Source organism: Pseudomonas sp. ITEM 17296 (assembly GCF_028895205.1).
GTDB lineage: Bacteria > Pseudomonadota > Gammaproteobacteria > Pseudomonadales > Pseudomonadaceae > Aquipseudomonas > Aquipseudomonas kermanshahensis.
This window is the reverse complement of record NZ_WJRS01000008.1, coordinates 42394-67895: the sequence shown is the minus strand read 5'-3', so window position 1 is coordinate 67895 and position 25502 is coordinate 42394. Positions and strand designations below refer to the sequence as shown.

The following is a 25502-nucleotide window of genomic DNA, read 5'->3' as shown; positions in this document are numbered from 1 at the left end:
TCAGAAGTCGACGCTGGCGGACAGCTTCAAGGTGCGCGGTTCGCTGACGGTGGCATACCCCGGGTTGAACACCCCCGCCCAGTAGGCACGATTCTCGACGTTCTCCAGGCTGGCGCGCAGGGTCACGTCCTTGCTCAGCACGCGGGTGGCGTAGCGCGCGCCCAGGTCGTAGCGCGTCCATTGTGGGATTTTCAGCGTGTTCTCGTCGTCCAGGTACTGCGAGCTGCTGTGAATGCCCAGTGCCGTCAGGGTCAGGCCATCGACCCAGGGCAGGTCCCACTCGGCGCCGAGGTTGGCCGACCAGGCCGGTACACCGCGGGCGGTGTTGCCATCCAGGGTACCGTTGGCCGTCTTGCTCAGTTCGGCGCGGGTGTAGGTCACCCCGCCCAGCAGGCGTACGCCAGGGGCGGCTTCACCGAACATGTTCCATTCCACGCCACGGTTACGCTGCTCGCCATCATCGGTGTACCAGAAGGTGTCGCCGCGGGTGTTCTTGACCATGCTGGGTTTCTCGATCTGGAACACTGCCAGGGTATGGCTGAACGTGCCCAGGTCCCACTTCACGCCCGCTTCCATCTGCTTGGCCACGTACGGCGCAAATTGCTCGTCCTTGTTCAGGGCCCCTACCTCGGTCACCGTGCCACCTTGGGTCAGGCCTTCGATGTAGTTGGCGTACAGCGACACCGGCGCATCCCAAGGCTTGACCACGATGCCAAAGGCCGGGGTCAGTTTGCGTTCGTCATAGGCCGTTGGTTTGCTCATCTTCTGCCGAACCCGCTGGGCACGCGCACCCAGGGTCAGCAACACACGCTCGTCGAAGAAACCGAGGGTGTCGGCCAGGGCGAAGCTGGACAAGGTATTGTCGCCGGTCTTGTCGTTCGAGCCGTGATCACCGGCAATCACCCCTTTGACCGGGCGATAGAGGTTGGTGTCGTAGGTGGCGCCGGTGACCGTGGGCGCTCGGCCGATGTCCTGGTGCAGCAGCGACGTCGTCAACACCAGCTGGTGGGTGACCGGCCCCGTCATGAAGTTGCCGCGCAGGCCGGCCTCGCTGGACAGGCTGTGGGTGTAGCCGGCCTGGTTGTAAGTCTGCCCCTTGGCGCTGCCATCGGCCGCCTGCACCCGGATGCGGGTGCCGTTCAGGAAGCCGTCGTAGTACGTGCGCGCCCCACCCACACTGGCAAATGCCGTCCAGTCGTCGTTGAGCTGGTACTCGCCGCGCAGCACCACTGCCTTGCTGACTTGTTTGGCATAGATGCCTTCCAGCACGTTGGTGTCGGGCTTGGGCGCCTTGGTCACGTAGCCCAGCTCGCTGAAGCCCGCCATCATCGGGCTGCCGTTGTCGAGTTTCTCATGGGTCTCGTAGGCATCCAGTTCGAGCTTGAAGTCGTCACCTCGGTAATCCAGCGCCAGGGCGGCCAGCGTGCGGTCCTTGGACTGTTCTTCGACACCCATGTCGCCACTGCCATACACCCCATTGAAGCGGACACCAAAGCGCCCATCCGCAAAGCGTCGGGCCACGTCGATGTGCTGGGCAAAGTAGCCGTCGGAAACGTAGCTTGTGGTCAGCCGGGTCAGTGGGGCATCGCCGGCACGCTTGGGTACCAGGTTGACATTGCCGCCCACCCCGCCATTGGGCGCCATGCCGCTGAGCAATGCGCTTGGGCCTTTGAGCACTTCGACCCGTTCGAGGAATTCGGTCGGCACATGGCCATCTGGCGCCAGGCCGTACAGGCCATTTACCGCCAGTTCCGAGGATTCCAGGCCATAGCCACGGATCATGAAGTTCTCGTAGGCATGGCCTTCGCCGGTGCTGAAGCGGATCGACGGGTCATTGCGCAACACGGCGCCAACCGTGCCGCTCTGCTGGTCGGCGATGGTCTTGGCGGTGTAGGCGGTGATGTTGAATGGCGTGTCCATGATGTCGCGATTGCCCAGCATGCCAAGCCGTGCACCGCGCGCCACCTGGCCGCCGCTGTAGGCCTCGGGCAGTTCACTGTTGAAACCGGCGGCGTTGACGTTGGTGGCGCCGAGGGTCAAGGCGCCGTCCTCGGCGGTGCTGCGCAGGGTCACCACGCCGTTGTGCTCCTCGGCCACCAGGTCGGTGCCGATCAGCAACTGCTGCAAGGCTTGCAGCACGCTGAAGCGCCCGTGCAGGGCAGGCGCATTGCGGCCCGCGAGTACCCGGCTGTCAGCGGCAATGGCCACACCGGACTGGCGGGCAAGCGCGTGCACCGTGGTTTCCAGCGATTGGCTAGGAAAATCCAGGGCCAGTGGCTGGCTGTCAGCCAGGGCCATGCCCGGCGACAACAGGCTGCCCAGTGCGCAGGCCAGGGCCAGGTGGCGCAGTGGCACGGATAAACGGGTGGAGGCGAACGACATGAAGGGTCCTTGCTCTTGGAGGGGTTCACCGTTGATGACGCCGCTCCAGCGGCTTACCCCTCAAAACTTTTTTCAGCGCGCCAACAGTTCCACCCTGCCCTGCCGTTCGCTCAGGCGTACCGGCAGAATGCGTGGCAACGCTTCCAGCAGTTTCTGCGGCTGATCGATAGGGAAGCTGCCGGTCAGCTTCAGTTCGGCGACTTCCGGCGCCAGCAGCACGGGCTGCGGCAGATAGGCATTGAGCTCGCCGATCACTTCGCGCAGCGACTGGTCGGTGTAAGACCACCACCCGCGTTGCCAATGGTCGACGTCCGGGCCGAGTCGCCCCTGCGCATGCAGGTTGCTCAGGTGCCCCTGACCATCGATGAAGACACGTTCGCCAGCGCCAAGGGTACGTTCGCCACCGTGCAGGTCACGCACCTGTACACGGCCGCGGGCCACCGCCACGAACACCCGGTCACCCCGGTCGCTGACCGTGAAGGCCGTGCCCAGCACCTGGACACTGCCCACACGGGTGCTGATATGGAAAGGCCGCCAGCGCTCATGGGCGACGTCGAAGAAGACATTGCCGTGCAACAGCATCACCTGGCGCTGGCCATGGTCGAAGCGGATACGCAGGTTGCTCTCGGCCGCCACCAGCAGTTGGCTGCCATCGGGCAAGGCCAGGCTGCGGGGCTGTTCGCCGTGCGCGGTCTGCAGCTCTTGCTGGAATGCAGCGGTGCGCTGCCACATCCAGCCCAGCCAGCCACCTGCCGCCAGCAGTACCGCCAACGCGCCGCCCTGGCGCAACAGGCGCCGACGGCTCGGATCATGCGGCTGCGGCTGCAGGGCGCCGCGCAATTGCGGCGCCAGGCGATGCACCAGTTGCCAGCGCTGCTCGGCCTCATGCCAGGCGCGCTCATGTTCGTCGCTCTTACCCCGCCAGCGCAGCGCCTGGCCGCTGGCTTCGCGCACACGCGTGGGGTCGTCGCCATGCATCGCCGCGAGGTAGACCAAGGCCTGTTGCACCTTGCGTGCGGCAACCGGGTCAGCCATGGCGGCTGGCCAGGCGCAGTTCGGAGAGGTCGAACACCGCGCGGGCGATGTGCAATTCCACCGACTTGGCCGACAGCGTCAGCGCCTCACACACTTCGCGATGGCTCTGGCCATACAGCCGCACCCGCACGAATACTTCGCGGCGCAGGCGCGGCATGCGCTCGATCAGTGCAATCAGTTGCTGCAACTGCTCGCGCGCGATCAGGATGTCCTCGACGCTGGGGCTCAAGCCGTCGACGCGCACCAGCCAGTCTTCCAGCGCCGCCAACTCGGTGCTGCGGCGCCGGTACTGATCGATGCACAAGTTACGCGCCGCCTGGAACAACAACGCGCGCGCATTGAGTACCGGCGCATTCAGCGCGTGGGCATAGGCCTGGGCAAAGCTGGACTGAGCGATGTCAGCGGCGTCGTCGGGGTTGCGCAGGCGCCCGCTGAGGTAGCGACGCAGGTCACTGTAGTTGGCCAGCAGATCATCGACGACCGCCTGCAAGGCCGGCGCAGGGCCGCTCCAGGGTGTGGAAAAGGATGTCATTGAAGGTGAGCGTCGCCAATAGGAATCCGTATCATTCTCACACATGACTTCTTGTCCTCGCCAGCCTCAATCACCTAGCGCTTGAATGACATGCTACAGTCGCCCCGTTTTCCGCTCCGCCCAACGGACCCCGCATGCCCGCACTTGACGCTTACCTCACCCCCTGGCCAGAACTCGACCAACGCCACCCTTGCGACGCCCTGCTGCTGGGCAACGGCGCCAGCCGTGCATTGTGGAAGCCGTTTGGCTATTTCTCGCTGTTCGAGGAAGCGCAGCGCGCGGGCCGCAAAAAAGGCCTGGCGATCAGCGACCAAGCCTTGTTCAAGTCACTCGCCACCGAATTGTTCGAGCCCGTGCTCAGCGCCCTCAACAGCACGGTACGGGTCAACGCAGCCCTGGCCATCAACTCCACTGCACCGCTGAACCGCTACTACTCGATCAAGGAGGCGCTGATTCATGCCGTGCGCACGGTGCACCTGCCATGGCCTTTGATGCCAGCCGCCACGCTGGCCATGCTGAACCAGGCCTTGCGCGGCTATCGCAACATCTACACCAGCAACTACGACCTGATCTTGCCTTGGGCCGTGCAGCACGCCCCCCAAGGTTTTGCCGAGCTGTTCGATGAGCAAGGCTTTTTCGACGTACGCCGCACCCGCAGTGAAGGCACCCGCGTGCTGCACCTGCATGGCGGCCTGCACCTGCTGAAACTGCCGGATGGCACCACCCGCCAACGCAGCGCAGAGAGCGCCGAGTTGCTCGATGGCTTTGCCGTGAACATTCCGGGGGAAGTGCCCTTGTTCGTCAATGAGGACCGCAGCGACGAAAAGCTGCGCGCCATTCGTCACTCGGACTACCTCAGCTGGGGCTTGGCGCAATTGGCGCAGGAGAGCCAGGGGCTATGCCTGTTCGGGCAGCATCTGGACAGCAGTGACCAGCACCTGGTCGAGGCGGTTCGACAGGCACAACCTCGCCATTTGTCGATTGCCATTCGGCCGTTGGGGGAGGCGTCGGTGATCAATCAGAAGCAGCACTTCATCGACCGGTTCGGAGATTTACCGGCGACTGCGCTGCACTTTTTCGATGCGAGTACGCACCCGTTGGGGTTGGCTGACTTGGCGATCGAGGTGCCGGCTGCTCGGCGTTGAGGTGGGTATCTGTTCGCCACAACATTTTTGGCGCCTTTGAGGCCGAGCGCCGCCCGCGCGGCGCTTCGCAGCACAAGGCTGCTCCTACATCTGTTTCGGGCCAATTATTCCTGTGGCATGGTCGCGCGGCCCCTTCGTGCCCGCCTCAATATCGAGTCGGACCAAGAAGGCGTTCGCGCGCCGCCTTCACAGGCGTGACTGGCCCGAAACAGATGCAGGAGCAGCCTTGTGCTGCGAAGCGCCGCGCGGGCGGCGCTCGGTCTTACAGCCGCTGCAGTACTCACGGCATGCGCACAAAAGCCCCCCCCTCAACCCGCAATCAACCCATCCCCCCGCAACAACGTCTCCAGGCAATGCTCCTGCACCCCATAAAACCCCTTGAGTTGCGCAATCTTCTCCAGCAGCGCCGCGTTATCCACCGGCTGTTTGCGCTTCACCGCGAGAATCATCTTGTTCTTGTTGGTGTGTTCCAACGAAATGAACTCGAACACCTTGGTTTCATAACCACAGGCTTCCAGGTACAGCGCTCGCAGGCTGTCGGTGAGCATCTCGGCCTGCTGCCCCAGGTGCAACCCATACTGCAGCATCGGCTGTAGCAAGCCTGGGCTGTGCAGTTGCGGGCGGATCTGTTTGTGGCAGCACGGCGAGCACATGATGATCGCGGCGTTGCAGCGGATGCCGGTGTGGATGGCGTAGTCGGTGGCGATGTCGCAGGCATGCAGGGCGATCATCACCTCGATGGCTTCGGGCACCACGCTGCGTACATCGCCGCACTGGAATTCTAGGCCCGGGTGGTCCAGGCGCGAGGCCGCGGCGTTGCACAGGTCGACCATTTCCTGGCGCAGCTCCACGCCGGTCACCTGGGCGTCGCGGCCCAGCGTGTTGCGCAGGTAGTCGTGCATGGCGAAGGTCAGGTAACCCTTGCCCGAGCCAAAGTCGGCTACGCGCAGGGCCTGTTCGGAAGGCAGCGGCGCGCTGGCCAGGGCGTGCTCGAACACCTCGATGAACTTGTTGATCTGCTTCCACTTGCGCGACATCGACGGGATCAGCGCACCTTGCGCATCGGTCACGCCCAGGTCACGCAAAAAGGGCCGCGACAGCTCCAGGTAACGCTTTTTCTCCCGGTCATGGCCACTGCTCGCAGCCGCATCACGCGGCGCCTGGGCGCCGTGGCGCTGGAGCATGGGCTTGCCTTTCTTGCTGAAGGTCAGCTGCACTTCGCCGTCCGCATCGAACAGGTGCGCATTGCGAAAGCTGTCAGGCAGCAGCTCGGCAACCAGCGCTTCGGCCTGCTCCAGTGGCAGGTTGCGGGTGATGTCACGGGTCTGGTGGCGATACACCAGTGACAGGCAGGGCTGGCCCTTGACCTGCAGTGGCTTGGCGATGATCCGCTGCAGAGACTGATCGGCACCCACATGGCGCGCCAGCACCAGTTTGACCAAGGTATTGCCGTGCAGGGCAGCGCTCAGCAGCTCAAGGAACTGGGTGCGCGCCTCTGGGGCGGTGGAAGCAGAAGGACTGGCGGACATGAAAAACGGTGCCTCGAGTTGCGGGGAGCGCGTTGCGCAATGCCACGCATTCTACAGGTGTGAGGCTGGCCCCCCAATCCATACGCCCGCTTTTGTCAGTCCAGAATCACCAAACGGTTGGGCAGTTCGTTGCGGGCATGGGTGCGCGGCACGTGCTCACTGAGCAACTCACCGCAGGCGTCGATGCAATCGACAAAGCCTTGCAAGGTCCGGCCCTGACGCACCTGTTCGGCAAAGCGCCCTACGATGGCCGCGCGGGCGCTGGCATCGAGGTATTGCTCGACCCCTTGGTCGACCAGGATTTCCACATGCCGCTCCGCTTCGCTGACGAAAATCAGCACCCCCGTGGCACCGCGGGTGCGCTGCAGGTTCTGCTCGCGAAACTGCTGGCGGGCCAGGCTCGACGCCCGCCAGCGGCGCCAGGCACGCGGGATCAGCCAGCCGGCCAGGCGCGGGTGGCGCAGCAGCAGGCACAAGCCGATGAACAGCACGACGTTGGCCACCAGCAGGCCACGGATACCGGGCCAGCCCAGCAGCATCTGCAGCAAGCCCGGTACGGCCAGCGCCAGCACCGCGGCCCAGAACAGTGGCAGGTAGGCGTAATCGTCGGCACGGCGGGCCAGCACCGTTACCAGTTCGGCATCGGTACGCCGTTCGGCACGGGCAATGGCTTCGGCGATCTGACGTTGATCGTATTCGTTGAGGGGGGTCATGCCAGCGGTCTCTCGATCGTTCTTATTGTTGTTGTCCAGGCATTCAGGGTGCCATCGGCCGCCGACATATTCAGGCATAATCCGCCGCTGGAAGAATCGCCCCCGAACTGTACAACAATAGCCGCCTGAAAACTTCGGCCGCGCGCGTATCACGGTGGATACGGCAGAGGCCCCACAACGGAATTGATGATGAAACTGTCTTTGCTGGGCCTGGCCATGGGCCTTGTCAGTCAGGCGGCCCTCGCCGCCCCTACCGCTCCGCCCCTGCAGGACAAGCAGGCGTTCATCGATCACCTGATCAGCCAGATGACCGAGGCCGAAAAAATCGGCCAGCTGCGCCTGATCAGCATCGGCCCGGAGATGACCCACGAGCAAATCCGCGAAGAAATCGCCGCAGGCCGCATCGGTGGCACTTTCAACTCGCGCACCGCGCCCGAGAACCGGCCGATGCAGGACGCCGCCATGCGCAGCCGCCTGAAGATTCCGATGTTCTTCGCCTACGACACCATTCACGGCGAGCGCACCATTTTCCCGATCGGCCTGGGCATGGCCGCGACCTGGGACATGGACGCGATTGCCAAGGTCGGCCGCACTGCCGCCATCGAGGCCGCTGCCGACGCCCTGGACATGACCTTCGCGCCGATGGTCGACATCGCCCGCGACCCGCGCTGGGGCCGCACCAGTGAAGGCTTTGGTGAAGACACCTACCTGACCTCGCGAATCGGCCAGGTGATGGTCCGCTCGTTCCAGGGCAGCAGCCCGGCCAACCCCGACAGCATCATGGCCATCGTCAAGCACTTTGCCCTGTATGGCGCGGTGGAGGGCGGCCGCGACTACAACACGGTCGATATGAGCCTGACGAAAATGTACAACGACTACCTGCCGCCCTACCGCGCCGCGCTCGATGCCGGTGCTGGCGGGGTCATGGTGGCGTTGAACTCGATCAACGGCGTGCCGGCCACCTCCAACACCTGGTTGATGAACGACCTGCTGCGCAAGGAGTGGGGCTTCAAAGGTGTGACCATCAGTGACCACGGCGCCATCCAGGAACTGATCCGCCACGGGGTTGCCCGTGACGGCCGTGAAGCGGCCAAACTGGCGATCAAGGCCGGTATCGACATGAGCATGAACGACACCCTGTATGGCGAAGAGCTGCCAGGGCTGCTCAAGGACGGTGAAGTGACCCAGGGCGAACTGGACCAGGCGGTGCGCGAAGTGCTTGGCGCCAAGTACGACATGGGCCTGTTCAAAGACCCGTACGTGCGAATCGGCAAAGCCGAAACCGACCTCAAGGACTACTACGGCAACGACCGCCTGCACCGCGATGCCGCGCGTGACGTGGCCCGCCGCAGCCTGGTCCTGCTGGAAAACCGCAACCAGACCCTGCCACTGAAGAAGGCCGGCACCATTGCCCTGGTCGGCCCATTGGCCGATGCGCCGATCGACATGATGGGCAGCTGGGCGGCCGACGGCAAACCGGTGCATTCGGTGACCGTTCGCGAAGGCCTGCGCCGCGCCGTGGAAGGCAAGGCCAAGCTGGTCTACGCCAAGGGTTCCAACGTCACCGGTGACAAGGCGATGTTCGACTACCTGAACTTCCTCAACTTCGACGCCCCGGAAATCGTCAACGACCTGCGCCCTGCCGCGGTATTGATCGATGAAGCGGTCAAGGCCGCGCAGCAGTCCGACGTGGTGGTCGCGGTGGTCGGCGAGTCGCGTGGCATGTCTCACGAGTCGTCGAGCCGTACCACCCTGGAAATTCCGGCCAGCCAGCGCGAACTGATCAAGGCCCTGAAAGCCACCGGCAAGCCGCTGGTACTGGTGCTGATGAATGGCCGCCCGCTGTCGATCGCGTGGGAACGCGAGCAGGCCGACGCCCTGCTGGAAACCTGGTTCAGCGGCACCGAAGGCGGCAATGCCATCGCTGACGTGCTGTTCGGCGACTACAACCCGTCCGGCAAGCTGGCCATCACCTTCCCGCGTTCGGTCGGGCAGATTCCGATGTACTACAACCACACGCGCATTGGCCGGCCGTTCACACCCGGCAAGCCAGGCAACTACACCTCGCAGTACTTCGAAGAGCCCAACGGGCCGCTGTATCCGTTTGGTTATGGCTTGAGCTACAGCAGCTTCGAATTGTCGGGCCTGGCCCTGTCGAGCAAGGACCTCAAGCGTGGCGCTACGCTGGAGGCCAAGGTCACGGTGAAGAACACCGGCAAGCGTGACGGCGAGACCGTGGTGCAGCTGTATCTGCAGGATGTCTCGGCCTCCATGAGCCGCCCGGTCAAAGAGCTGAAGAACTTCCAGAAACTGATGCTCAAGGCTGGCGAGTCGCGAACCTTGACCTTCAGCATCAATGAGGAAGACCTGAAGTTCTACAATGGCCAACTGCAGCGGGTTGCAGAGCCTGGGGAGTTCAATGTCCAGGTAGGGCTGGATTCCGAGGCGGTGCAGCAGAAAAGTTTCGAGTTGTTGTAAGCAGTACCAGCCTTTTGCTGGATAAACCCGCTCCCCAGGCTACATGCCATCGCTGTGGGAGCGGGTTTACCCGCGAATGGGCCGGCCCTGATCCCCCTCATCTTTCGGATCCGCCCCATGCCGTTTTCCTTTCGCGCCCTGCGTCTGGGGCTGATCGTCCTGTTCATCCTGCTCGGCACCGCGCTCAGCGCCGGCTGGGCCATGCACCAGGCCAAGCGCCAGGCCATGGCAGACGACGCCCAGCGCGCCAGCCAGCAACTGGGCCTGTACGCCAACGCCCTGCATACCCTGATCGAACGCTACCGCGCCCTGCCCGCCGTGCTGGCACTCGACCCGGAACTGATCGCAGCCCTGCGCGGCCCGGTCAGCGAGCCGGTACAAGACGCCCTGAACCGCAAGCTCGAACGCATCAACGGTGCCGCCAACTCGTCTACCCTCGAACTGCTCGACCGCACCGGGCTGGCCATCGCGGCCAGTAACTGGCGGCTGCCGAGCAGCTACGTGGGCTCCAACTACGGCTTTCGCCCCTATTTCAAACAGACCCGCAGCCAAGGCAGCGGCCGCTTCTACGCGGTGGGTGTGACCAGTGGCGTGCCCGGCTACTTCCTGGCCAGCGCGGTGAATGATGAGCATGGCCGCTTCCTCGGTGCCATGGTGGTCAAGCTCGAATTCCCCGAGCTGGAACGTGAATGGCGCCAGGGCAACGATATCCTGCTGGTCAGCGATGCCCGTGGCATTACCTTCATCGCCAACCAGGACGGCTGGCGCTACCGCGAGCTGCAGCCGCTGAGCGGCGCTGACCGTGCAGAACTGGCTGAAACCCGCCAGTACGACAAACAACCCCTGGTGCCCCTGCAGCATCAGGTTCTGACCCGTTTTGCCGACAATAGCCACCTGGCCCGCGTGCAAGGGCCGGAGGGCGTCGCCGAATACCTGTGGGAACGCCTGCCGCTGCAAGGTGAAGACTGGACCTTGCACCTGTTGCGCAAACCGCAGGTCGCCGCCGACGGTCGCAACGCCGCCCTTGGCGCTGCGGCCGTGTGGCTGAGCCTGGTCTTCGCGGCGCTGTTCGTCAGCCAGCGCCTGCGCCTGGCACGCTTGCGCCAGCGCAGCCGCGAAGCACTCAAGCGCCAGGTCGAAGAGCGCACCCGTGAACTGCGCACCGCGCAAGAAGGCCTGGTGCAATCGGCCAAGCTGGCCGCCCTCGGGCAGATGTCGGCGGCCATGGCCCACGAGATCAACCAGCCGCTGACCACCCAGCGCATGCAGTTGGAAACCCTGCGCCTGCTGCTCGACCATGGCCGCTACGACGAAGCGCGCAAGGCCCTTGAACCCCTGGAACAGATGCTCACACGCATGGCCGCGCTCACCAGCCACCTGAAGACCTTTGCCCGCAACAGCCCGGTCGGGCTGCGCGAGCGCCTGGACCTGGCCGGCGTGGTCGACCAGGCCCTGCACTTGCTGGATACCCGTATTCGCAGCGAGGGCGTCGAGGTCGCGCTGTACCTGGCACGCCCAGCCTGGGTGCGCGGGGACGCCATCCGCCTGGAGCAAGTGCTGATCAACCTGTTGCGCAATGCCCTCGACGCCATGGCCGACAAACGCTACAAACGCCTGGAGATCCGCATCGAGCTGGATCACGACCAGTGGCGCCTGAGCGTGCTCGATTCGGGGGGCGGTATTGCCGAAGAACACCTGGCCAAGGTCTTCGACCCCTTCTTCACCACCAAACCCGTGGGCGAAGGGCTGGGCCTTGGCCTGGCCATTTCCTATGGCATCGTCCACGAGGCCGGCGGCCAACTGCAGGCCGAGAACCTGCCGGGCGGCGCCCGCCTGAGCCTCACCCTGCCCCGCGACCTGGAGCCTGTATGTTGAATTCAGTGATCGTCGTCGATGATGAAGCCAGTATCCGCACGGCGGTCGAGCAATGGCTGAGCCTGTCCGGCTTCAGCGTGCAACTGTTCGCCCGCGCCGAGGATTGCCTGGCGCAATTGCCACAGCACTTTGCCGGCGTGATCATCAGCGATGTGCGCATGCCGGGCATGGATGGCCTGCAACTGCTCGAGCGCTTGCAGGCAGAGGACCCCGACCTGCCGGTAATCCTGCTGACTGGCCATGGCGATGTGCCGATGGCGGTGGATGCCATGCGCAAGGGGGCCTACGACTTCCTCGAAAAACCCTTCACCCCGCAGCACCTGCTGGGCAGCCTGCGTCGCGCCCTGGAAAAGCGCCAACTGGTGCTGGAGAACCGCCGGCTGCACGAGCAGGCCGACCTCAAGTCACGCCTCGAAAACACCCTGCTGGGCATGTCCCAGGGCCTGCAACAGCTGCGCCGGCAGGTGCTGGAGCTGGCCGGCCTGCCGGTCAATGTGCTGATCCGCGGCGAAACCGGCAGTGGCAAGGAGCGCGTGGCCCGCTGCCTGCACGACTTCGGCCCGCGTGCGGGCAAACCCTTCGTGGCCCTCAACTGCGCGGCAATCCCTGAATCACTGTTCGAAGCCGAGCTGTTTGGCCATGAGAGCGGCGCCTTCACCGGCGCCCAGGGCAAGCGGATCGGCAAGCTTGAGTATGCCAACGGGGGCACGGTGTTTCTTGACGAGATCGAGAGCATGCCCCTGGCCCAGCAGGCAAAACTGCTGCGGGTGATCCAGGAACAGAAGCTCGAACGCCTGGGCGCCAACCAGAGCATCAGCGTCGACTTGCGCATCATCGCCGCGACCAAACCGGACCTGCTGGAAGAAGCCCGCGCCGGGCGCTTTCGCGAAGACCTCGCCTATCGCTTGAACGTTGCCGAGCTGCGCTTGGCCCCCTTGCGAGAGCGACGTGAGGACATCCCCTTGCTGTTCGAACACTTTGCCCGTGCTGGCGCTGAAAAACTGGGCAGAACAGCGCCGCCGCTCAGCGGTAGCCAGTTGGCGCAACTGCTTTCCCACGACTGGCCGGGCAACGTGCGCGAGTTGGCCAACGCGGCGGAGCGGCATGCGCTGGGGCTGGGTTCGCCGAACATAGAAGTGGCACCGGCCGGGCAGTCGCTGGGCGAGCAGATGGAGGCGTTTGAAGCGCAGTGCTTGCGGGCGGCGTTGCGTCAGAGCAAAGGGGAGATCAAGGGGGTGATGGAGGCTTTGCAGCTGCCGCGGCGTACGCTGAACGAGAAAATGCAGCGGCACGGGTTGGTGCGCGAAGACTTCCTGTAATAGGCGAATTTCTGCTTACCATCCGCGCTAAATGAGCGGAAATCCGCTCATCCGTGATGCCAACGCTTTACCTGCAAGGGGCTGCCTTGCAGCCTTTCGCGGGCAAGCCCGCGCCCACCAAGCCCGCATGCGCAGTGGGCTTGGTGCAGGCGGGCTTACCTGCGAACGGGGTGCAGCGCCCTCAAATGAATCACCTCGCACCCATTTGGCACACCTTCTGCAATCACCGTGGTAAGCAGCGCTCCGGCGCGCTCCACAAAAACAACGAGAAGGTATCCCTGATGGATAACGCCACCTCCCTGCCAACCGGGGCGGCCATCGCGCCGGCCGCAGAAAAAACCACCGCCAGCCGTTTGAAGTCGATCTTCAGCGGGTCCATCGGCAACATGGTCGAATGGTACGACTGGTACGTCTACGCCGCATTCTCGCTGTACTTCGCCAAAGCCTTCTTCCCCGCTGGCGACAGCACCGCACAACTGCTCAACACCGCCGCGATCTTCGCCGTGGGCTTCCTCATGCGCCCGATCGGTGGCTGGCTGATGGGCCTGTATGCCGACCGCAAAGGCCGCAAGGCCGCGCTGATGGCCTCGGTCCTGCTGATGTGCGGGGGCTCGCTGCTCATCGCCCTGACGCCCGGCTATGAAACCATCGGCGTCGCCGCGCCGATCCTGCTGGTCTTCGCACGCTTGCTGCAGGGCCTGTCGGTGGGCGGTGAATACGGCACCTCGGCCACCTACCTCAGCGAGATGGCCAGCAAGGAGCGCCGTGGGTTCTTCTCTAGCTTCCAGTACGTGACCCTGATTTCTGGCCAGCTCATTGCCCTGGCGGTGCTGATCATCCTGCAACAGACGCTCACCACCGAGCAGCTGTATGCCTGGGGCTGGCGTGTTCCCTTCGTGATCGGCGCGCTGTGCGCGGTGGTTGCGCTGTACCTGCGTCGCGGCATGGAAGAGACCGCCTCCTTCACCAAGAAGGAAAAGTCCAAAGAAAGCCTGATGCGCACCCTGATGCGTCATCCCAAAGAGCTGATGACCGTGGTCGGCCTGACCATGGGCGGCACCCTGGCCTTCTACACCTACACCACCTACATGCAAAAGTACCTGGTCAACACCGTAGGCATGAGCATCAGCGACTCGACCACCATCTCGGCCGCCACGCTGTTCCTGTTCATGTGCCTGCAGCCGGTGATCGGCGGCCTGTCCGACAAGATCGGCCGGCGCCCGATTCTGATCGCCTTCGGTGTACTCGGCACGCTGTTCACTGTGCCGATCCTCAGCACCTTGCACACCGTGCAAACCTGGTGGGGCGCGTTCTTCCTGATCATGGCGGCGCTGATCATCGTCAGTGGCTACACCTCGATCAACGCGGTGGTCAAAGCCGAACTGTTCCCGACTGAAATCCGCGCCCTGGGCGTTGGCCTGCCATACGCCCTGACCGTGTCGATCTTCGGCGGCACCGCCGAATACGTCGCCCTGTGGTTCAAGAGCAATGGCATGGAAACCGGCTTCTACTGGTACGTCACCGGCTGCATCGCCTGCTCGCTGCTGGTGTACGCGACCATGAAAGACACCAAGCATCATTCGCGCATCACCACCGACTGATACTGATCCGGCAGATATGAAAAAGGGGCGCTCCGTTGCACGGGGCGCCCTTTTTTTTGGGGGTGCTTGTCGCTGGATCTTATGCGCCTTTGAGATCGAGCGCCGCCCGCGCGGCGCTTCGCAGCACAAGGCTGCTCCTACATCGGTTCGGGCCAATGAGCCCTGAGACAAAGGCGCGCGGCCCTTTGGCGGCCACCTCGATATCGTGCGGAACAAACAAGGCGGTCGCGCGCGCAGGTACAGGCGTAACTGGCCCGAAACAGAGGTAGGAGCAGCCTTGTGCTGCGAAGCGCCACGCGGGCGGCGCTCGATTTGCGCACCACCTCAAAACCCAAGCCAAGCACTTGGCAGCTTTCACCCTATCTCTCAGCAAGCAAATCGCAGCCACACTTCCCCAACATTACGTGAAGAACCTTTTTATGGCGTGAGCCGATTAACGGCCCTATTCGGCTCACATAATGAGCCGAATAGCAGTATTATTCGGCTCACCGATAAGTTGGAGCGATCATGAACAGCCCACTATGGATATGGCAGCAATCCGACTGGCCCCATTTCCAGTGGCAAAGCGACGCCCTTGCCCCATTGCTACGCAGTTGCGTCGAGATGCAAGGACGCCTGCTGGGCAAGATCGGCTCCATCGATGCGATCAGCGAGTGCGAGAACATCCTCGACACACTGCTGCAGAACATTGTCACGTCGTCGGCGATCGAGGGTGAACAGCTGAACGTGGGTTCGGTGCGCTCGTCCCTCGCTCGACGGCTGGGCATCCATGAGCAAGGCGCGACTACTGCGCGGAGCGAAGGGCTGGCTGAATTGATGCTGGATGCGACACGCGGGTACGACCAACCGCTGACCTTGCAGCGCCTGCTCACCTGGCATCACTGGTTGTTCCCAGCGGCGGAAGAAGGCCTGAGCAAAGCAGTTCTGGTGGGCCAACTGCGTGACGAGACAACCCTGCAGGTGATCTCCGGTCGCCTCGACAAGCCCACGGTGCACTTTCAGGCACCGCCCCGTGATGGCCTTGAAGAGCAGGTTGCAGCTTTTCTCGATTGGTTTGCCAGCAGCCGCCATGCCACTCACCTAGACCCCCTTCTACGCGCAGGTGTCGCCCATTTCTGGTTCGTCACCTTGCACCCGTTCGACGATGGCAATGGCCGCCTGACCCGCGCCATCACCGACTTGGCGCTGGCCCAGGCCGAGCAGCAGGCAATCCGCTTCTACGCCATGTCTGCCAGCATCCTGGAAGACCGGGCTGGCTACTACCAGATACTGGAGAACAGCCAGAAGGACGGCCTCGACATTACCCGGTGGCTGACCTGGTTCCTTGAAACCCTGCTGCGCAGCCTCGAGCAGGCGTTGCTGAACATCGACCGGATACTCACTAAAGCCAGGTTCTGGCATGTGCATCGGGCGGACGGCCTTTTACCCGAACAGGTCAAGGTGCTCAACCGGCTGCTCGACGGGGGCCCACGCGGCTTCGAAGAAGGTATCAATGCTGCGCAGTACCAGGCCGTTGCGAAAGTCTCCAAGGCCACTGCAACCCGCCACCTCACCGACCTGCTCGACAAGGCGTGCCTGGCCCGCCTGCCGGGCGGGGGCCGCAGTACCCGTTATCGCATCAATACTCAGGACATCTCCAGCACCTGACGCGGCTCCCGCCGCTGGTAATAGGTCGCCATCAGCACCAGTACCAGCAGCACACCGGCCAGCACTGCCGATGAGCCGACCGTGCCGAAGTCCAGCCCACCTTTCTCGTGTGGCTTGGTCAGGACGTCGCCCAGGGTGGCGCCGAACGGGCGGGTCAGGACGAACGCGACCCAGAACAGCACCACGCCCGGGATGCGTGTCCAGTAACGCGCCACAACCACCAGCGCGATGGCACTGCCCACCAGCAAGGCACCACCGGCAAAGCCAAGCCCCGAATCATCTGCCAGGTAATCGCCCAAGGCGGTGCCCAAGGTGTTCGAGAACAGAATCGCCACCCAATAGAACAACTCGCCCGCGCGGTTCTTGATACGGGTGACGTCCAAGGGGTTACCACTCAGGCGCCACACCAGGAAGGTCAGCAGCAAGATGCCGATCAGAATCGACGAGCCTGCGGCGTAGCCCAAGCCAAGCGTGCGGTCCATGAAGTCGGACATGGTGGTGCCGGCCGTACTGGTGGAAAGAATCACCAGCCAATAGAGCATCGGGTGGTAGCGCCGTGAGTAGAGCTGGCCGAGCAGGGTCAGCAGAAACACGCTGATCAACATCAGCGAGCTCAGCGCGTAGCCGATATTCAGGGTCATCGACAGCAAATCGCCCGCCGTCTCGCCCAGGGTCGTTGCGCAGATCTTCATGACCCAGAAGGCCAAGGTGATTTGCGGGAGTTTATTCATTGTTTGCCGCTCCGGTTTTGAGTGCGGCGATGGTGCTGAGCAAAGCCTGAAAAATCGGTTTATGGCGTATGAAAAAAGCGTTCATTACCGCCTGCAGGCTTATTTTCGTCCTTAACGCCGCATTAATTCGACGTCGTCATCCTGCAATGGCTGGCGAAACGCTGATCCATACCCTGCAACGTTCCCCTCAGCCCACTGGAGGGCTCATCGCTGACGCGGGCATACACATCTATATAATCGATAACTAGAAGCTATTTTTTGCGCTTTTTTATCAATTTTATCGGCGTAGGATTAAACCCATAGAAACAAACAACCTCTCGCACCCCTGGAGCAACGACCATGAAAAACAAACTGATCCTCACCCTGGCCCTCTCGGTAATCGCCACTGGCGCCTTCGCCGAAGACGGCTTCGACCGCACCAGCGCCCACACCTTCGCAGCGGTACAGAGCCAATCCGCCGCGTACGCTGAAGACGGTTTCGACCGCACAGGCGGCCAACGCTTCGCTGAAGATGGTTACGACCGCACCGGTGCACAGCGCTTCGCCGAAGACGGCTACGACCGCACTGGCGCTCAACGTTTTGCAGAAGATGGCTTCGACCGCACCGGCGGCCAACGTTTTGCCGAAGACGGCTTCGACCGCACCAACGCCCACCGCATCAGCTAACCCCTGATGCGTGCAACCAGCCCGGCTTCGGCCGGGCTTGATCATTTCCAGCCGGGCAAAGGCTTGGCACACTAGCGCCTCGTCCCCCAAGAGGTAGGGCCAGCAAGCCCAGCACCGATGTATTACTACGAACCCGCCAAAGGCCACGGCCTGCCCCACGACCCCTTTAACGCCATCGTCGGCCCCCGCCCAATCGGCTGGATCTCGTCCCACGACGGCGAAGGCCGCCTGAACCTGGCGCCCTACAGCTTCTTCAACGCCTTCAACTACATCCCACCGATCATCGGTTTCTGCAGCGTCGGGCGCAAAGACAGCCTGAACAACATCGAGCAGACCGGCGAGTTCGTCTGGAACTTGGCGACCCGGCCGTTGGCCGAGGCGATGAACCAGAGCTGCGCGGCGGTAGCGGCAGACGTCAATGAGTTCGAACTCAGCGGTTTGACAGCAGCGCCGTCGCGCGTCGTCAAGGTGCCACGGGTGGGCGAAACCCCGGTGGCGTTCGAGTGCAAAGTGAGCCAGATCGTCCAGCTGAAACGGGCAGACCAGGAGTCGGTGCCCAGCTGGCTGATCCTCGGCGAAGTGGTGGCGGTGCACATTGCCGAGCACCTGCTGAAAAACGGTATCTACGACACCGCCGCCGCCGAACCGATCCTGCGTGGTGGCGGCCCGGCGGACTATTTCGAACTGGGCAACCTGTTCAAGATGGCCAGGCCGCAAGTGGGCAACTGATCACCAGATCAGCTCGCCCTCTTCAGTGACGCCCTGCAGGCGTTCCAGCTCGGCGCAGGCGGCTTCATCGGCCGCCACGGCGCCCTTGAACACCTGGCCGTCCAGTACCTTGTGAAAGCGCGGCGCCCCGCCCATGCCCAGCGCCTTCACCGCTATTGCGGCGTTGTAGCCACCACCTTCCACCGGGACCATCGCCGAAACGGCTTCGAACTGCGGGAATTCTCTACGTGCCATGCTGCGCTCAGGGTAGTTGATCGAAGGGCGACATTTTAACCTGTGCCCATCAGCAATCAATCGAAGGTATGCAGGTCCAGGCTGCTGACCACTTGCGCCTGCACCAGCTCACCGAATACCTCCAGGGTTGGCGAAGCGAAGTAGCCGCTCATCGCCTGCTGATCACGCCAACTGCCGCTGAGCAGCCAAAGGTCGGCGTCGGCCTGCGAGCGCTGGACCGTGAAGCTCAGGCACCCCGGTGTACGCAACGAGGGTTCGAGCAAATCGCGCAGGCGCGCGCCCAGCTCCGCCGAACGACCGCTGCTGGCACGGATGAAAGCCAAGTGGGTGACCGGTTGTCGTAGGGTCATTGCACGATCTCCTTGAGCAGGCGGACGAAAAACCAGGCTGCCAAGGTTAGAGGCTGGCCCGCGCGACGCGTTAGGCTATTACTGCCGGGCGATTGCCTGATCCTGCATCGCGGCAGGATCAGGCAATCGCCTTGCAGCTTTCGACTAGCGCCCGCCATTGCCCAAACCTATGCTGCGTCAGTCAGTAGAGGAAGCCACCATGACCACCCCCACGTCCATCGAACCGCCCCTGGAAGTGCAACGCCAGGAGCTGGCCGAGCTAATCCGCCGGCATGCCGGCGACCCACCCGGCAGCGCGTCGGCCATCGACGACCTGTACCTGGTCAGCTATCGGGAGAGTGTTCGCTCGGTGCCCACCTTGGCGCAGCCGGCCTTGTGCGTCCTTGCCCATGGCAGCAAGAGCCTGTTCCTGGGTGACGAACAGTACGTCTACGACCCGCTGCACTACATGGTGGTGTCGGTGACCTTGCCACTGAGCGGCGTGAAGCTCGATGCCAGCCCAGAAAACCCAAGCCTGGGCCTGCGGCTGGACTTGGACCCGGCCGAGATCAGCCAGCTGATTGCCGAAAGCGGGCCGATGTTGGTGCCCAGCCTGCCTTCCGGCCGTGGCTTGTATGTGGAGAAGACCGATGCAGCGTTGCTGGATGCGCTGCTGCGCTTGATCCGCCTGCTGGATTCGCCGCGGGACATTGCCATGCTGGCGCCGCTGATCCGCCGCGAAATTCTCTACCGCCTGCTGCGTGGGCCGCAGGGTTATCGGCTGTATGAAATCGCCTTGGCCAACAGCCAGACCCATCGGGTATGCCAGGCCATCACCTGGCTCAACCAGAACTTCCAGCAGCCGTTGCGCATCGAGGACCTGGCCCGTGAGGTCAACCTCAGCACCTCGACCTTGCACCATCGGTTCAAGGCCGTGACGTCGATGAGCCCGCTGCAGTACCAGAAGCAATTGCGCCTGCAGGAGGCCCGGCGGCTGATGCTCAATGACGGGCTTGAGGCAGCGGTGGCGGGCTATCGCGTGGGGTATGAAAGCCCTTCGCAATTCAGCCGCGAGTACAGCCGGCTGTATGGCGCACCACCGATCCGCGATGTGGCGCGGTTGCGCGCCACAGCGGGGTAAGGGTTACCGGCCGTTTCAGTTAACCTGCAACGGCCGCCTGCCACTGATTCTGATCAACCTGAATCAACGTCGGCCCATTGCGCTCCACCGCACGCCCCAGTGCCGCCTGCAACTGCGCGACATCACTCACATGCTCCGCGTCAGCGCCCAACGCCCGGGCCACGCCGATGAAGTCAGGGGTATGGATATCCACCCCGACCGGCTCGATGGCACGGTTGACCATGTACTTCTTGATTTCTTCGTAACCCTGGTTGTTCCACAGCAGCACGATCAGCGGCACCTGCGCCTCGACTGCACTGGCCAGCTCCGGCAGGGTGAACTGCATGCCACCATCGCCAATCAGGCAAACCGACGGCGCGCGCTCGGCGATCTGCGCGGCGCTGCCCAGCCAGGCGCCCATCGCCGCCGGCAGTGCATAGCCCAAGGTGCCGTAGCCGGTCGAGGCATTGAACCAGCGGCGAGGCTCATCCATGTCCAGCGTGAGGTTGCCGGAGTACACCGGCTGGGTCGAATCCCCAACCAGAATGGCGTTGGGCAGTGTCTGGAGGATACTGGTCAGCAGGCGGGTCTGGCTCAGGGTCGGCTGGTCCCAGCCGTCCGCCAGCGATTGGCGCAGCTGCGTGACGCGTGCTGGCCCCCAGGTACTTTCACGCGCCGGCAGCGGCTGCTGTTGCAAGGCAACGCACAGTGCCTCGGCGGCCAGGTCGGCGTCAGCGACCAGCGCCAGCTCAGGCAGATAGTTGCGCACCGTCTGGTCAGGGTCGATGTCGATCCGCAGCAAGCTGCCCGGGATCTCGAAGCCGCCCTTGAAGGTCACGTCATAGTCGGTTTCGGCCAGCTCGGTACCGATGGCCAACACCACATCCGCTTCGGCCACCAGCGCACGGGTAGCCGGCAGCGACTGAGTCGAGCCGATTTGCAAAGGATGATTGGAAGCCAGCAAGCCCTTGGCGTTGATGGTCAATGCCACCGGTGCCTGAAGCTGCTCTGCCAAGCGTGCCAGCGAAGCGCCAGCGTTCAATGCACCGCCGCCGGCCAGGATCAACGGGCGCTTCGCCTGGGCCAGGCGCTCGGCCATCTGCGCCACGGCCTGCGGCGCGGCACCTGCCCGGCTGCTGCGGACCGGGCGGGGCGGCAACAGGTGATCGGCCGGCTCGACCAGTACGTCCAGCGGAATCTCGATATGCACCGGGCGCGGTCGAGCACCGTCGAACACCGCGAAGGCCCGGGCCAGTACCTGGGGCAGGTCGTCTGCGCTCATCAGGGTTTGGGAGAAGGCTGCCACACCCGACACCAGTGCAGATTGGTTGGGCAGTTCGTGCAGCTTGCCGCGGCCGCCGCCCAGCTGATCGCGCGATTGCACGCTGGAAATCACCAGCATCGGGATCGAATCGGCATAGGCCTGGCCCATGGCGGTGGTGATATTGGTCATCCCTGGGCCGGTGATGATGAAGCACACCCCGGGTTTGCCGCGCGTGCGTGCGTAGCCGTCGGCCATGAAGCCGGCACCTTGCTCGTGGCGCGGGGTGATATGACGAATGGAGGACGTTGCCAAGCCGCGATAGAGCTCAACGGTATGCACGCCTGGAATGCCGAAGACATGGTCCACACCATAGCCTTCAAGGAGTTTGACCAGTACTTCGCCGCAGGTTGCCATGTGTGTTTACCTTGAGTCTTGTTGAAATCTGCGCTTATTGGACCCAAGGCAGCGCTATCGCCACAATGCAAAAAAACACATACTAGCCATGTCTTCAAATCATGGCTCAGTGCAATGAAACGCCTCCCACCCCTGCCCGCCTTGCACACCTTCCTAGTGACCGCCCAGCACTGCAATTTCACCCGTGCGGGGCAGCAGTTGCACATCACCCAAGGTGCCGTGAGCCGGCAGATCGCCGCGCTTGAAGCGCACCTCGGTTACGCCCTGTTCCAGCGCCAGGCCCGTGGCCTGAGCCTGACCCGTGAAGGCCAGGACTGGCTGCCCAGGGTGCAACAGGTGTTTGCCCTGATCGAACAAGGCGTGCGGGAAGTCGGCGGGCATAGCGCCACATTGCAACTCAAGGCGCCAACCTGCGTGATGCGCTGGCTGCTGCCGCGCCTGATGGAATGGCAGGCGCTGCGCCCGGACGTGCCGGTAGAGCTGACCACCACGGTGCAGCATGGGGTGGATTTTGCTCGCGAAGGCTTTGATGCAGCGGTGGTGTATGGCAGCGCGCCGAACCAGGGGTTGCAGGTGCGCAAGCTGTTCGACGAGCAACTGACGCCAGTGTGCGCCCCTTCGCTGCTGCAAGGCCCGTTGCCGTTGGCCAACATCGACGACCTGATGCGCCACATGCTCCTGCACCCCTCGCGTGACGAGCATGACTGGCGTTTATGGCTGCAGGCGGCCGGTGCCACGTTCGATGTACAGGGGCCGAAGCAGCATTTCGAAACACTGGACATGGCGATGGCCATGGCATCCCAGGGCACCGGGGTGGCCATCGGCGACTGGTCGCTGATCGGCGATGACCTGCGCAGCAAGCGGCTGTGCATGCCGTTTGCCCTGAAGGTGACGACCGGAAAAGGCTATTACCTGGTCAGCCAGGCCAGGCAACAGCCAGCCGGGCTGGTCGAGTTGCTGGACTGGCTGCAGGCAGTGGCTCAATAACCGACGGTGAACCGCGCCCGCGAATGCGCGGGTTTCTCCAGCTCATCGAGCATGGCAATCGCGTAGTCGGCAAAGGTGATCCAGCTCTTGCCATCGGCACCGATCAGCAGATGATCCTTGCCTAGCGTGTAGTGCCCGCTGCGCTCGCCTTCGACAAACTCCGCCGACGGCGACAGGAAGGTCCAGTCCAGGTTCGGCTCTTGGCGCAGTACCTCAAGAAAACGCACACCCGCGCTCGCTTCGGCCTTGTAGGCCTCGGGGAAGTCCGGGCTGTCGATCACCCGGTGCCCCGAAGGCAACAGCAGGCTACCCGCCCCGCCCACCACCAGCAGGCGCTTGACCCCGGCACGCTTGACCGGCTCGATAATGGCGTGCGCTTCGATCGTCGAGAAATGCGCAGCGCTCAACACCGCGTCCATACCGGCGACAGCCGCTTGCAGCGCTGCGCTGTCCTTGGCATCGAGTGCCTTGACGGTCACCCCCTCACGTCCCTGCAGCTGCGACGGGTCGCGGGCAATGGCCACCACACTGTGGCCACGGCGCAGGGCTTCTTCCAGCAACTGGCTGCCGGCACGGCCGGTGGCGCCAATGATTGCGATCTTGCTCATGGGAAACACTCCATCAGTTGAACGGAATTACCACTTCATCTCACCCTTGGCGACCTTGGCGCCGAGCTCCAGCGAGCTCTCGTCGGCCAGGTCCGGGTAGCGTTTTTTCATCGCAGCCACCAACGCAGCGGCGTCTTTTGCCTTGGCGGTTTCGGCATCGAATGCCTGAATGTAGCCCGCCGTGAAGCGCACGGCGGCGAGCGAACGGCTGCTTTGGCCGAGGTAATGGCCGGGGACCACGGTGCGCGGTGCCAACTGCTCGATCCGTTTGAGCGTGCCCAGCCAGTCGGCATGCGACTTGGCCGACTGGGTATCGGCCATCCACACATGGATGTGTTCCGAAACCACCACCCCACCGACTACCGCCTTGATCGATGGAATCCAGACAAAGCTGCGATCAGGCTGTGGGCCGTCCAGGCCGACCACGTCGAGCGCCTGGCCCTCCAGGGTCAGGCGATGGCCTTCGAGCACCGCAGGCACGACCAGGCGGGCCGGTTTATCCGCGCCCATTTGCGGGCCCCAATAGGCCAGCTTCGCGTCCATGGTCTGGCGAATATGCGCGACGGTAGCCGCAGAGGCGACGACCTTGGCCTGTGGGAAAGCCTGGGTCAGTGTGTCGAGGCCGAAGTAGTAGTCCGGGTCGCCATGGCTGATGTAGATGGTTGTCAGCCGCTTGCCTCCGGCACGCAGGCGCTCGACCACCTGTTCGGCCTGGGCCTTGCCGAACTGGGCATCGACCAGCACGGCGTCCTTTTCGCCACTGACAATCACCGAACTGACCGGGAAAATCGCCTCGTGGCCAGGGTTGTAGACGTCCAACTGCAAAGGTTCGGCAGCCAGCGCCTGGCCGGTCAGCGCAACACAGGCCAGCATCAGGCCACGCAAGGGAGTGAATAGCGACATCGCAACGGTCCGTCTTGAAGAAGAATGCTCAACAGCTTAGTTGCCCGATCCATGACAAAAAATGCGATGCTCAAACATAGTTTGTTTCTAAAATCGGGCAAATCATGGACCGTCTCAACGCGATGCGCGTTTTTGTCACTGTCATCGACCTGGGCAGCCAATCGGCGGCAGCGGACCACCTGCAACTGTCCAGGCCAGTGGTTTCACGCTACCTGGCGGAACTGGAGGATTGGGTTGGTGCGCGGCTGATGCAGCGCACCACGCGCAAGTTGAGCCTGACCGCCGCCGGCCAGGAAACACTGCCACGCTGCCGCCAACTGCTGGAACTCGCCGGTGACCTGCAGGTGGCCGTGCGCCAACCGGACGACGCCCCTCGCGGCGCGCTGCGCATCAGCGTCAGTACGTCATTCGGGCAGGCTCAACTGGTGGATGCCGTGGCCGCGTATGTACGGCGCTACCCCGGGGTGAAGGTCGAGTTGCAGATGCTCGATCGCACGGTCAACCTGGTGGACGAGCGCATCGACCTGGCCATCCGCACCAGCAACGACCTGGACCCGAACCTGATCGCCCGGCGTCTGACCGTGTGCCGTTCGGTGGTGTGCGCGGCACCGGCCTACTTGCGTGAGCACGGCACGCCGCAGCGGATCGAGGAATTAAGCGGGCACAACTGCCTGACCCATGCCTACTTCGGCCATCACCTCTGGCATTTCGAAGTGCAGGGCCAAGCCGTTGCCGTCCCGGTCGAGGGCAACATCAGTGCGAATGAGGCGATGACCCTGCAAAAGGCGGCACTGGCCGGTGCCGGCATCGCCATGTTGCCGACCTACCAGGCTGCCGCCGCCCTGCGCACGGGCGAACTGGTGCGCCTGCTGCCCGAAGCACGCCCACGCGAACTCAACCTGAATGCGGTCTATACCTCGCGCAAGCACATGCCGGCGACCTTGCGCAGCATGCTGGATTTTCTCGCGCAGCGGTTCAAGGCCGAGCCGGAATGGGATCAGGACCTGGTGTAACCCCACAGCGCCGGGGATTGGCCTACGCTTAGAGGTATCACCTGGCGTTGTAACAGGAGGTGAGCACCATGGGCATCAAAACAAGAAGGTTCGCGCTGGTCATGGCGCTGTTTGCCATCGCCGGGCTGTACGGGTCGGCCTGCTGGCGGGTTGAGCTGCTGCGCAACCAACCCAGCTCGGCCGCCCATTGTCAGCACGAACACTGCGTGCCACAAAGCGCCACTTTGAGCGCCGTGCGTTGAGCTGAC

General features: G+C 63.4%; 23 protein-coding genes. 12 read left to right on the top strand and 11 right to left on the bottom strand.

Features of this window, described 5'->3' with window-relative positions; translation table 11 throughout:
• The 3 genes from GIB19_RS11650 to GIB19_RS11640 all read right to left on the bottom strand — a co-directional run bounded on the left by GIB19_RS11650 (position 1) and on the right by GIB19_RS11640 (position 3949).
• Positions 1 to 2382: a TonB-dependent receptor gene (locus GIB19_RS11650; RefSeq protein WP_274886043.1), complete on the bottom strand. Its 2382-nt coding sequence runs from the start codon at positions 2380 to 2382 to the stop codon at positions 1 to 3.
• Positions 2383 to 2454: 72 nt separating this feature from the next.
• The gene (locus GIB19_RS11645; protein WP_274886042.1) at positions 2455 to 3417 is read right to left on the bottom strand and encodes a FecR family protein; all 963 of its coding nucleotides are present in this window, start codon (positions 3415 to 3417) and stop codon (positions 2455 to 2457) included.
• Positions 3410 to 3949: an RNA polymerase sigma factor gene (locus tag GIB19_RS11640; RefSeq protein ID WP_274886041.1), complete on the bottom strand. Its 540-nt coding sequence runs from the start codon at positions 3947 to 3949 to the stop codon at positions 3410 to 3412. The genes GIB19_RS11645 and GIB19_RS11640 overlap by 8 nt, the downstream gene beginning before the upstream one ends.
• A gap of 134 nt (positions 3950 to 4083) precedes the next feature.
• Between GIB19_RS11640 and GIB19_RS11635 the strand changes: the two genes are divergently transcribed.
• Positions 4084 to 5094: a DUF4917 family protein gene (locus GIB19_RS11635; RefSeq protein ID WP_274886040.1), complete on the top strand. Its 1011-nt coding sequence runs from the start codon at positions 4084 to 4086 to the stop codon at positions 5092 to 5094.
• Positions 5095 to 5402: 308 nt separating this feature from the next.
• Here GIB19_RS11635 and GIB19_RS11630 read toward each other — a convergent pair whose 3' ends face one another.
• Positions 5403 to 6623: a class I SAM-dependent methyltransferase gene (locus GIB19_RS11630; RefSeq protein ID WP_274886038.1), complete on the bottom strand. Its 1221-nt coding sequence runs from the start codon at positions 6621 to 6623 to the stop codon at positions 5403 to 5405.
• A gap of 95 nt (positions 6624 to 6718) precedes the next feature.
• Complete coding sequence (locus GIB19_RS11625) at positions 6719 to 7336, bottom strand: TPM domain-containing protein (RefSeq protein ID WP_085273589.1); 618 nt, start codon at positions 7334 to 7336, stop codon at positions 6719 to 6721.
• A gap of 186 nt (positions 7337 to 7522) precedes the next feature.
• Here GIB19_RS11625 and bglX point away from each other — a divergent pair, with 186 nt between their 5' ends.
• The 5 genes from bglX to GIB19_RS11600 all read left to right on the top strand — a co-directional run bounded on the left by bglX (position 7523) and on the right by GIB19_RS11600 (position 16256).
• Complete coding sequence (bglX, locus tag GIB19_RS11620; RefSeq protein WP_099430310.1) at positions 7523 to 9814, top strand: beta-glucosidase BglX; 2292 nt, start codon at positions 7523 to 7525, stop codon at positions 9812 to 9814.
• 117 nt (positions 9815 to 9931) lie between these two features.
• Complete coding sequence (locus GIB19_RS11615; RefSeq protein WP_085273591.1) at positions 9932 to 11689, top strand: sensor histidine kinase; 1758 nt, start codon at positions 9932 to 9934, stop codon at positions 11687 to 11689.
• Positions 11683 to 13008: a sigma-54-dependent transcriptional regulator gene (locus tag GIB19_RS11610; protein ID WP_085273592.1), complete on the top strand. Its 1326-nt coding sequence runs from the start codon at positions 11683 to 11685 to the stop codon at positions 13006 to 13008. Before GIB19_RS11615 ends, GIB19_RS11610 begins: the two co-directional genes overlap by 7 nt.
• A 281-nt stretch (positions 13009 to 13289) precedes the next feature.
• A complete protein-coding gene (locus tag GIB19_RS11605) occupies positions 13290 to 14609 on the top strand; it encodes an MFS transporter (protein WP_274886032.1) in 1320 nt (439 codons plus the stop codon).
• A 507-nt stretch (positions 14610 to 15116) separates the two neighbouring features.
• Complete coding sequence (locus GIB19_RS11600) at positions 15117 to 16256, top strand: Fic family protein (protein WP_274886030.1); 1140 nt, start codon at positions 15117 to 15119, stop codon at positions 16254 to 16256.
• Here GIB19_RS11600 and GIB19_RS11595 read toward each other — a convergent pair.
• On the bottom strand, positions 16235 to 16987 hold the full coding sequence (locus tag GIB19_RS11595) for a COG4705 family protein (RefSeq protein WP_027594112.1): 753 nt from the start codon (positions 16985 to 16987) through the stop codon (positions 16235 to 16237). The genes GIB19_RS11600 and GIB19_RS11595 overlap by 22 nt on opposite strands.
• Positions 16988 to 17326: 339 nt before the next feature.
• Between GIB19_RS11595 and GIB19_RS11590 the strand changes: the two genes are divergently transcribed.
• Together GIB19_RS11590 and GIB19_RS11585 are read left to right on the top strand one after the other, a co-directional pair.
• Positions 17327 to 17653, top strand: a complete 327-nt coding sequence (locus GIB19_RS11590) for a hypothetical protein (RefSeq protein WP_099455190.1) — start codon at positions 17327 to 17329, stop codon at positions 17651 to 17653.
• Positions 17654 to 17770: 117 nt separating this feature from the next.
• A complete protein-coding gene (locus GIB19_RS11585; protein ID WP_085273594.1) occupies positions 17771 to 18382 on the top strand; it encodes a flavin reductase family protein in 612 nt (203 codons plus the stop codon).
• Here GIB19_RS11585 and GIB19_RS11580 read toward each other — a convergent pair whose 3' ends face one another.
• Together GIB19_RS11580 and GIB19_RS11575 are read right to left on the bottom strand one after the other, a co-directional pair.
• Positions 18383 to 18616 carry a hypothetical protein gene (locus GIB19_RS11580; RefSeq protein ID WP_099455191.1) on the bottom strand — a complete coding sequence of 78 codons (234 nt, stop codon included), beginning with the start codon at positions 18614 to 18616 and terminating at the stop codon, positions 18383 to 18385.
• A gap of 56 nt (positions 18617 to 18672) precedes the next feature.
• Positions 18673 to 18966, bottom strand: a complete 294-nt coding sequence (locus GIB19_RS11575) for a putative quinol monooxygenase (RefSeq protein ID WP_027594108.1) — start codon at positions 18964 to 18966, stop codon at positions 18673 to 18675.
• Positions 18967 to 19165: 199 nt separating this feature from the next.
• On the opposite strand from GIB19_RS11575, the gene GIB19_RS11570 reads away from it, so the two are divergent.
• The gene (locus GIB19_RS11570; protein ID WP_238209413.1) at positions 19166 to 20086 is read left to right on the top strand and encodes an AraC family transcriptional regulator; all 921 of its coding nucleotides are present in this window, start codon (positions 19166 to 19168) and stop codon (positions 20084 to 20086) included.
• A 19-nt stretch (positions 20087 to 20105) separates the two neighbouring features.
• On the opposite strand, the gene GIB19_RS11565 is transcribed toward GIB19_RS11570, so the two are convergent.
• Complete coding sequence (locus GIB19_RS11565) at positions 20106 to 21743, bottom strand: 5-guanidino-2-oxopentanoate decarboxylase (protein ID WP_274886026.1); 1638 nt, start codon at positions 21741 to 21743, stop codon at positions 20106 to 20108.
• A gap of 114 nt (positions 21744 to 21857) precedes the next feature.
• On the opposite strand from GIB19_RS11565, the gene GIB19_RS11560 reads away from it, so the two are divergent.
• A complete protein-coding gene (locus GIB19_RS11560; protein WP_099430317.1) occupies positions 21858 to 22730 on the top strand; it encodes a LysR substrate-binding domain-containing protein in 873 nt (290 codons plus the stop codon).
• Here GIB19_RS11560 and GIB19_RS11555 read toward each other — a convergent pair.
• Together GIB19_RS11555 and GIB19_RS11550 are read right to left on the bottom strand one after the other, a co-directional pair.
• On the bottom strand, positions 22724 to 23338 hold the full coding sequence (locus GIB19_RS11555) for an NAD(P)-dependent oxidoreductase (RefSeq protein WP_099430318.1): 615 nt from the start codon (positions 23336 to 23338) through the stop codon (positions 22724 to 22726). The two genes, GIB19_RS11560 and GIB19_RS11555, sit on opposite strands and share 7 nt — an antisense overlap.
• Positions 23339 to 23365: 27 nt before the next feature.
• Positions 23366 to 24241: an MBL fold metallo-hydrolase gene (locus GIB19_RS11550; protein ID WP_274886024.1), complete on the bottom strand. Its 876-nt coding sequence runs from the start codon at positions 24239 to 24241 to the stop codon at positions 23366 to 23368.
• A gap of 104 nt (positions 24242 to 24345) precedes the next feature.
• Here GIB19_RS11550 and GIB19_RS11545 point away from each other — a divergent pair, with 104 nt between their 5' ends.
• On the top strand, positions 24346 to 25254 hold the full coding sequence (locus GIB19_RS11545; protein ID WP_099430320.1) for a LysR family transcriptional regulator: 909 nt from the start codon (positions 24346 to 24348) through the stop codon (positions 25252 to 25254).
• A gap of 68 nt (positions 25255 to 25322) precedes the next feature.
• Positions 25323 to 25496 (top strand): hypothetical protein, encoded by a 174-nt coding sequence (locus GIB19_RS11540; RefSeq protein ID WP_172960383.1) that lies wholly within the window; start codon positions 25323 to 25325, stop codon positions 25494 to 25496.
• The last annotated feature ends 6 nt before the right edge of the window (positions 25497 to 25502 follow it).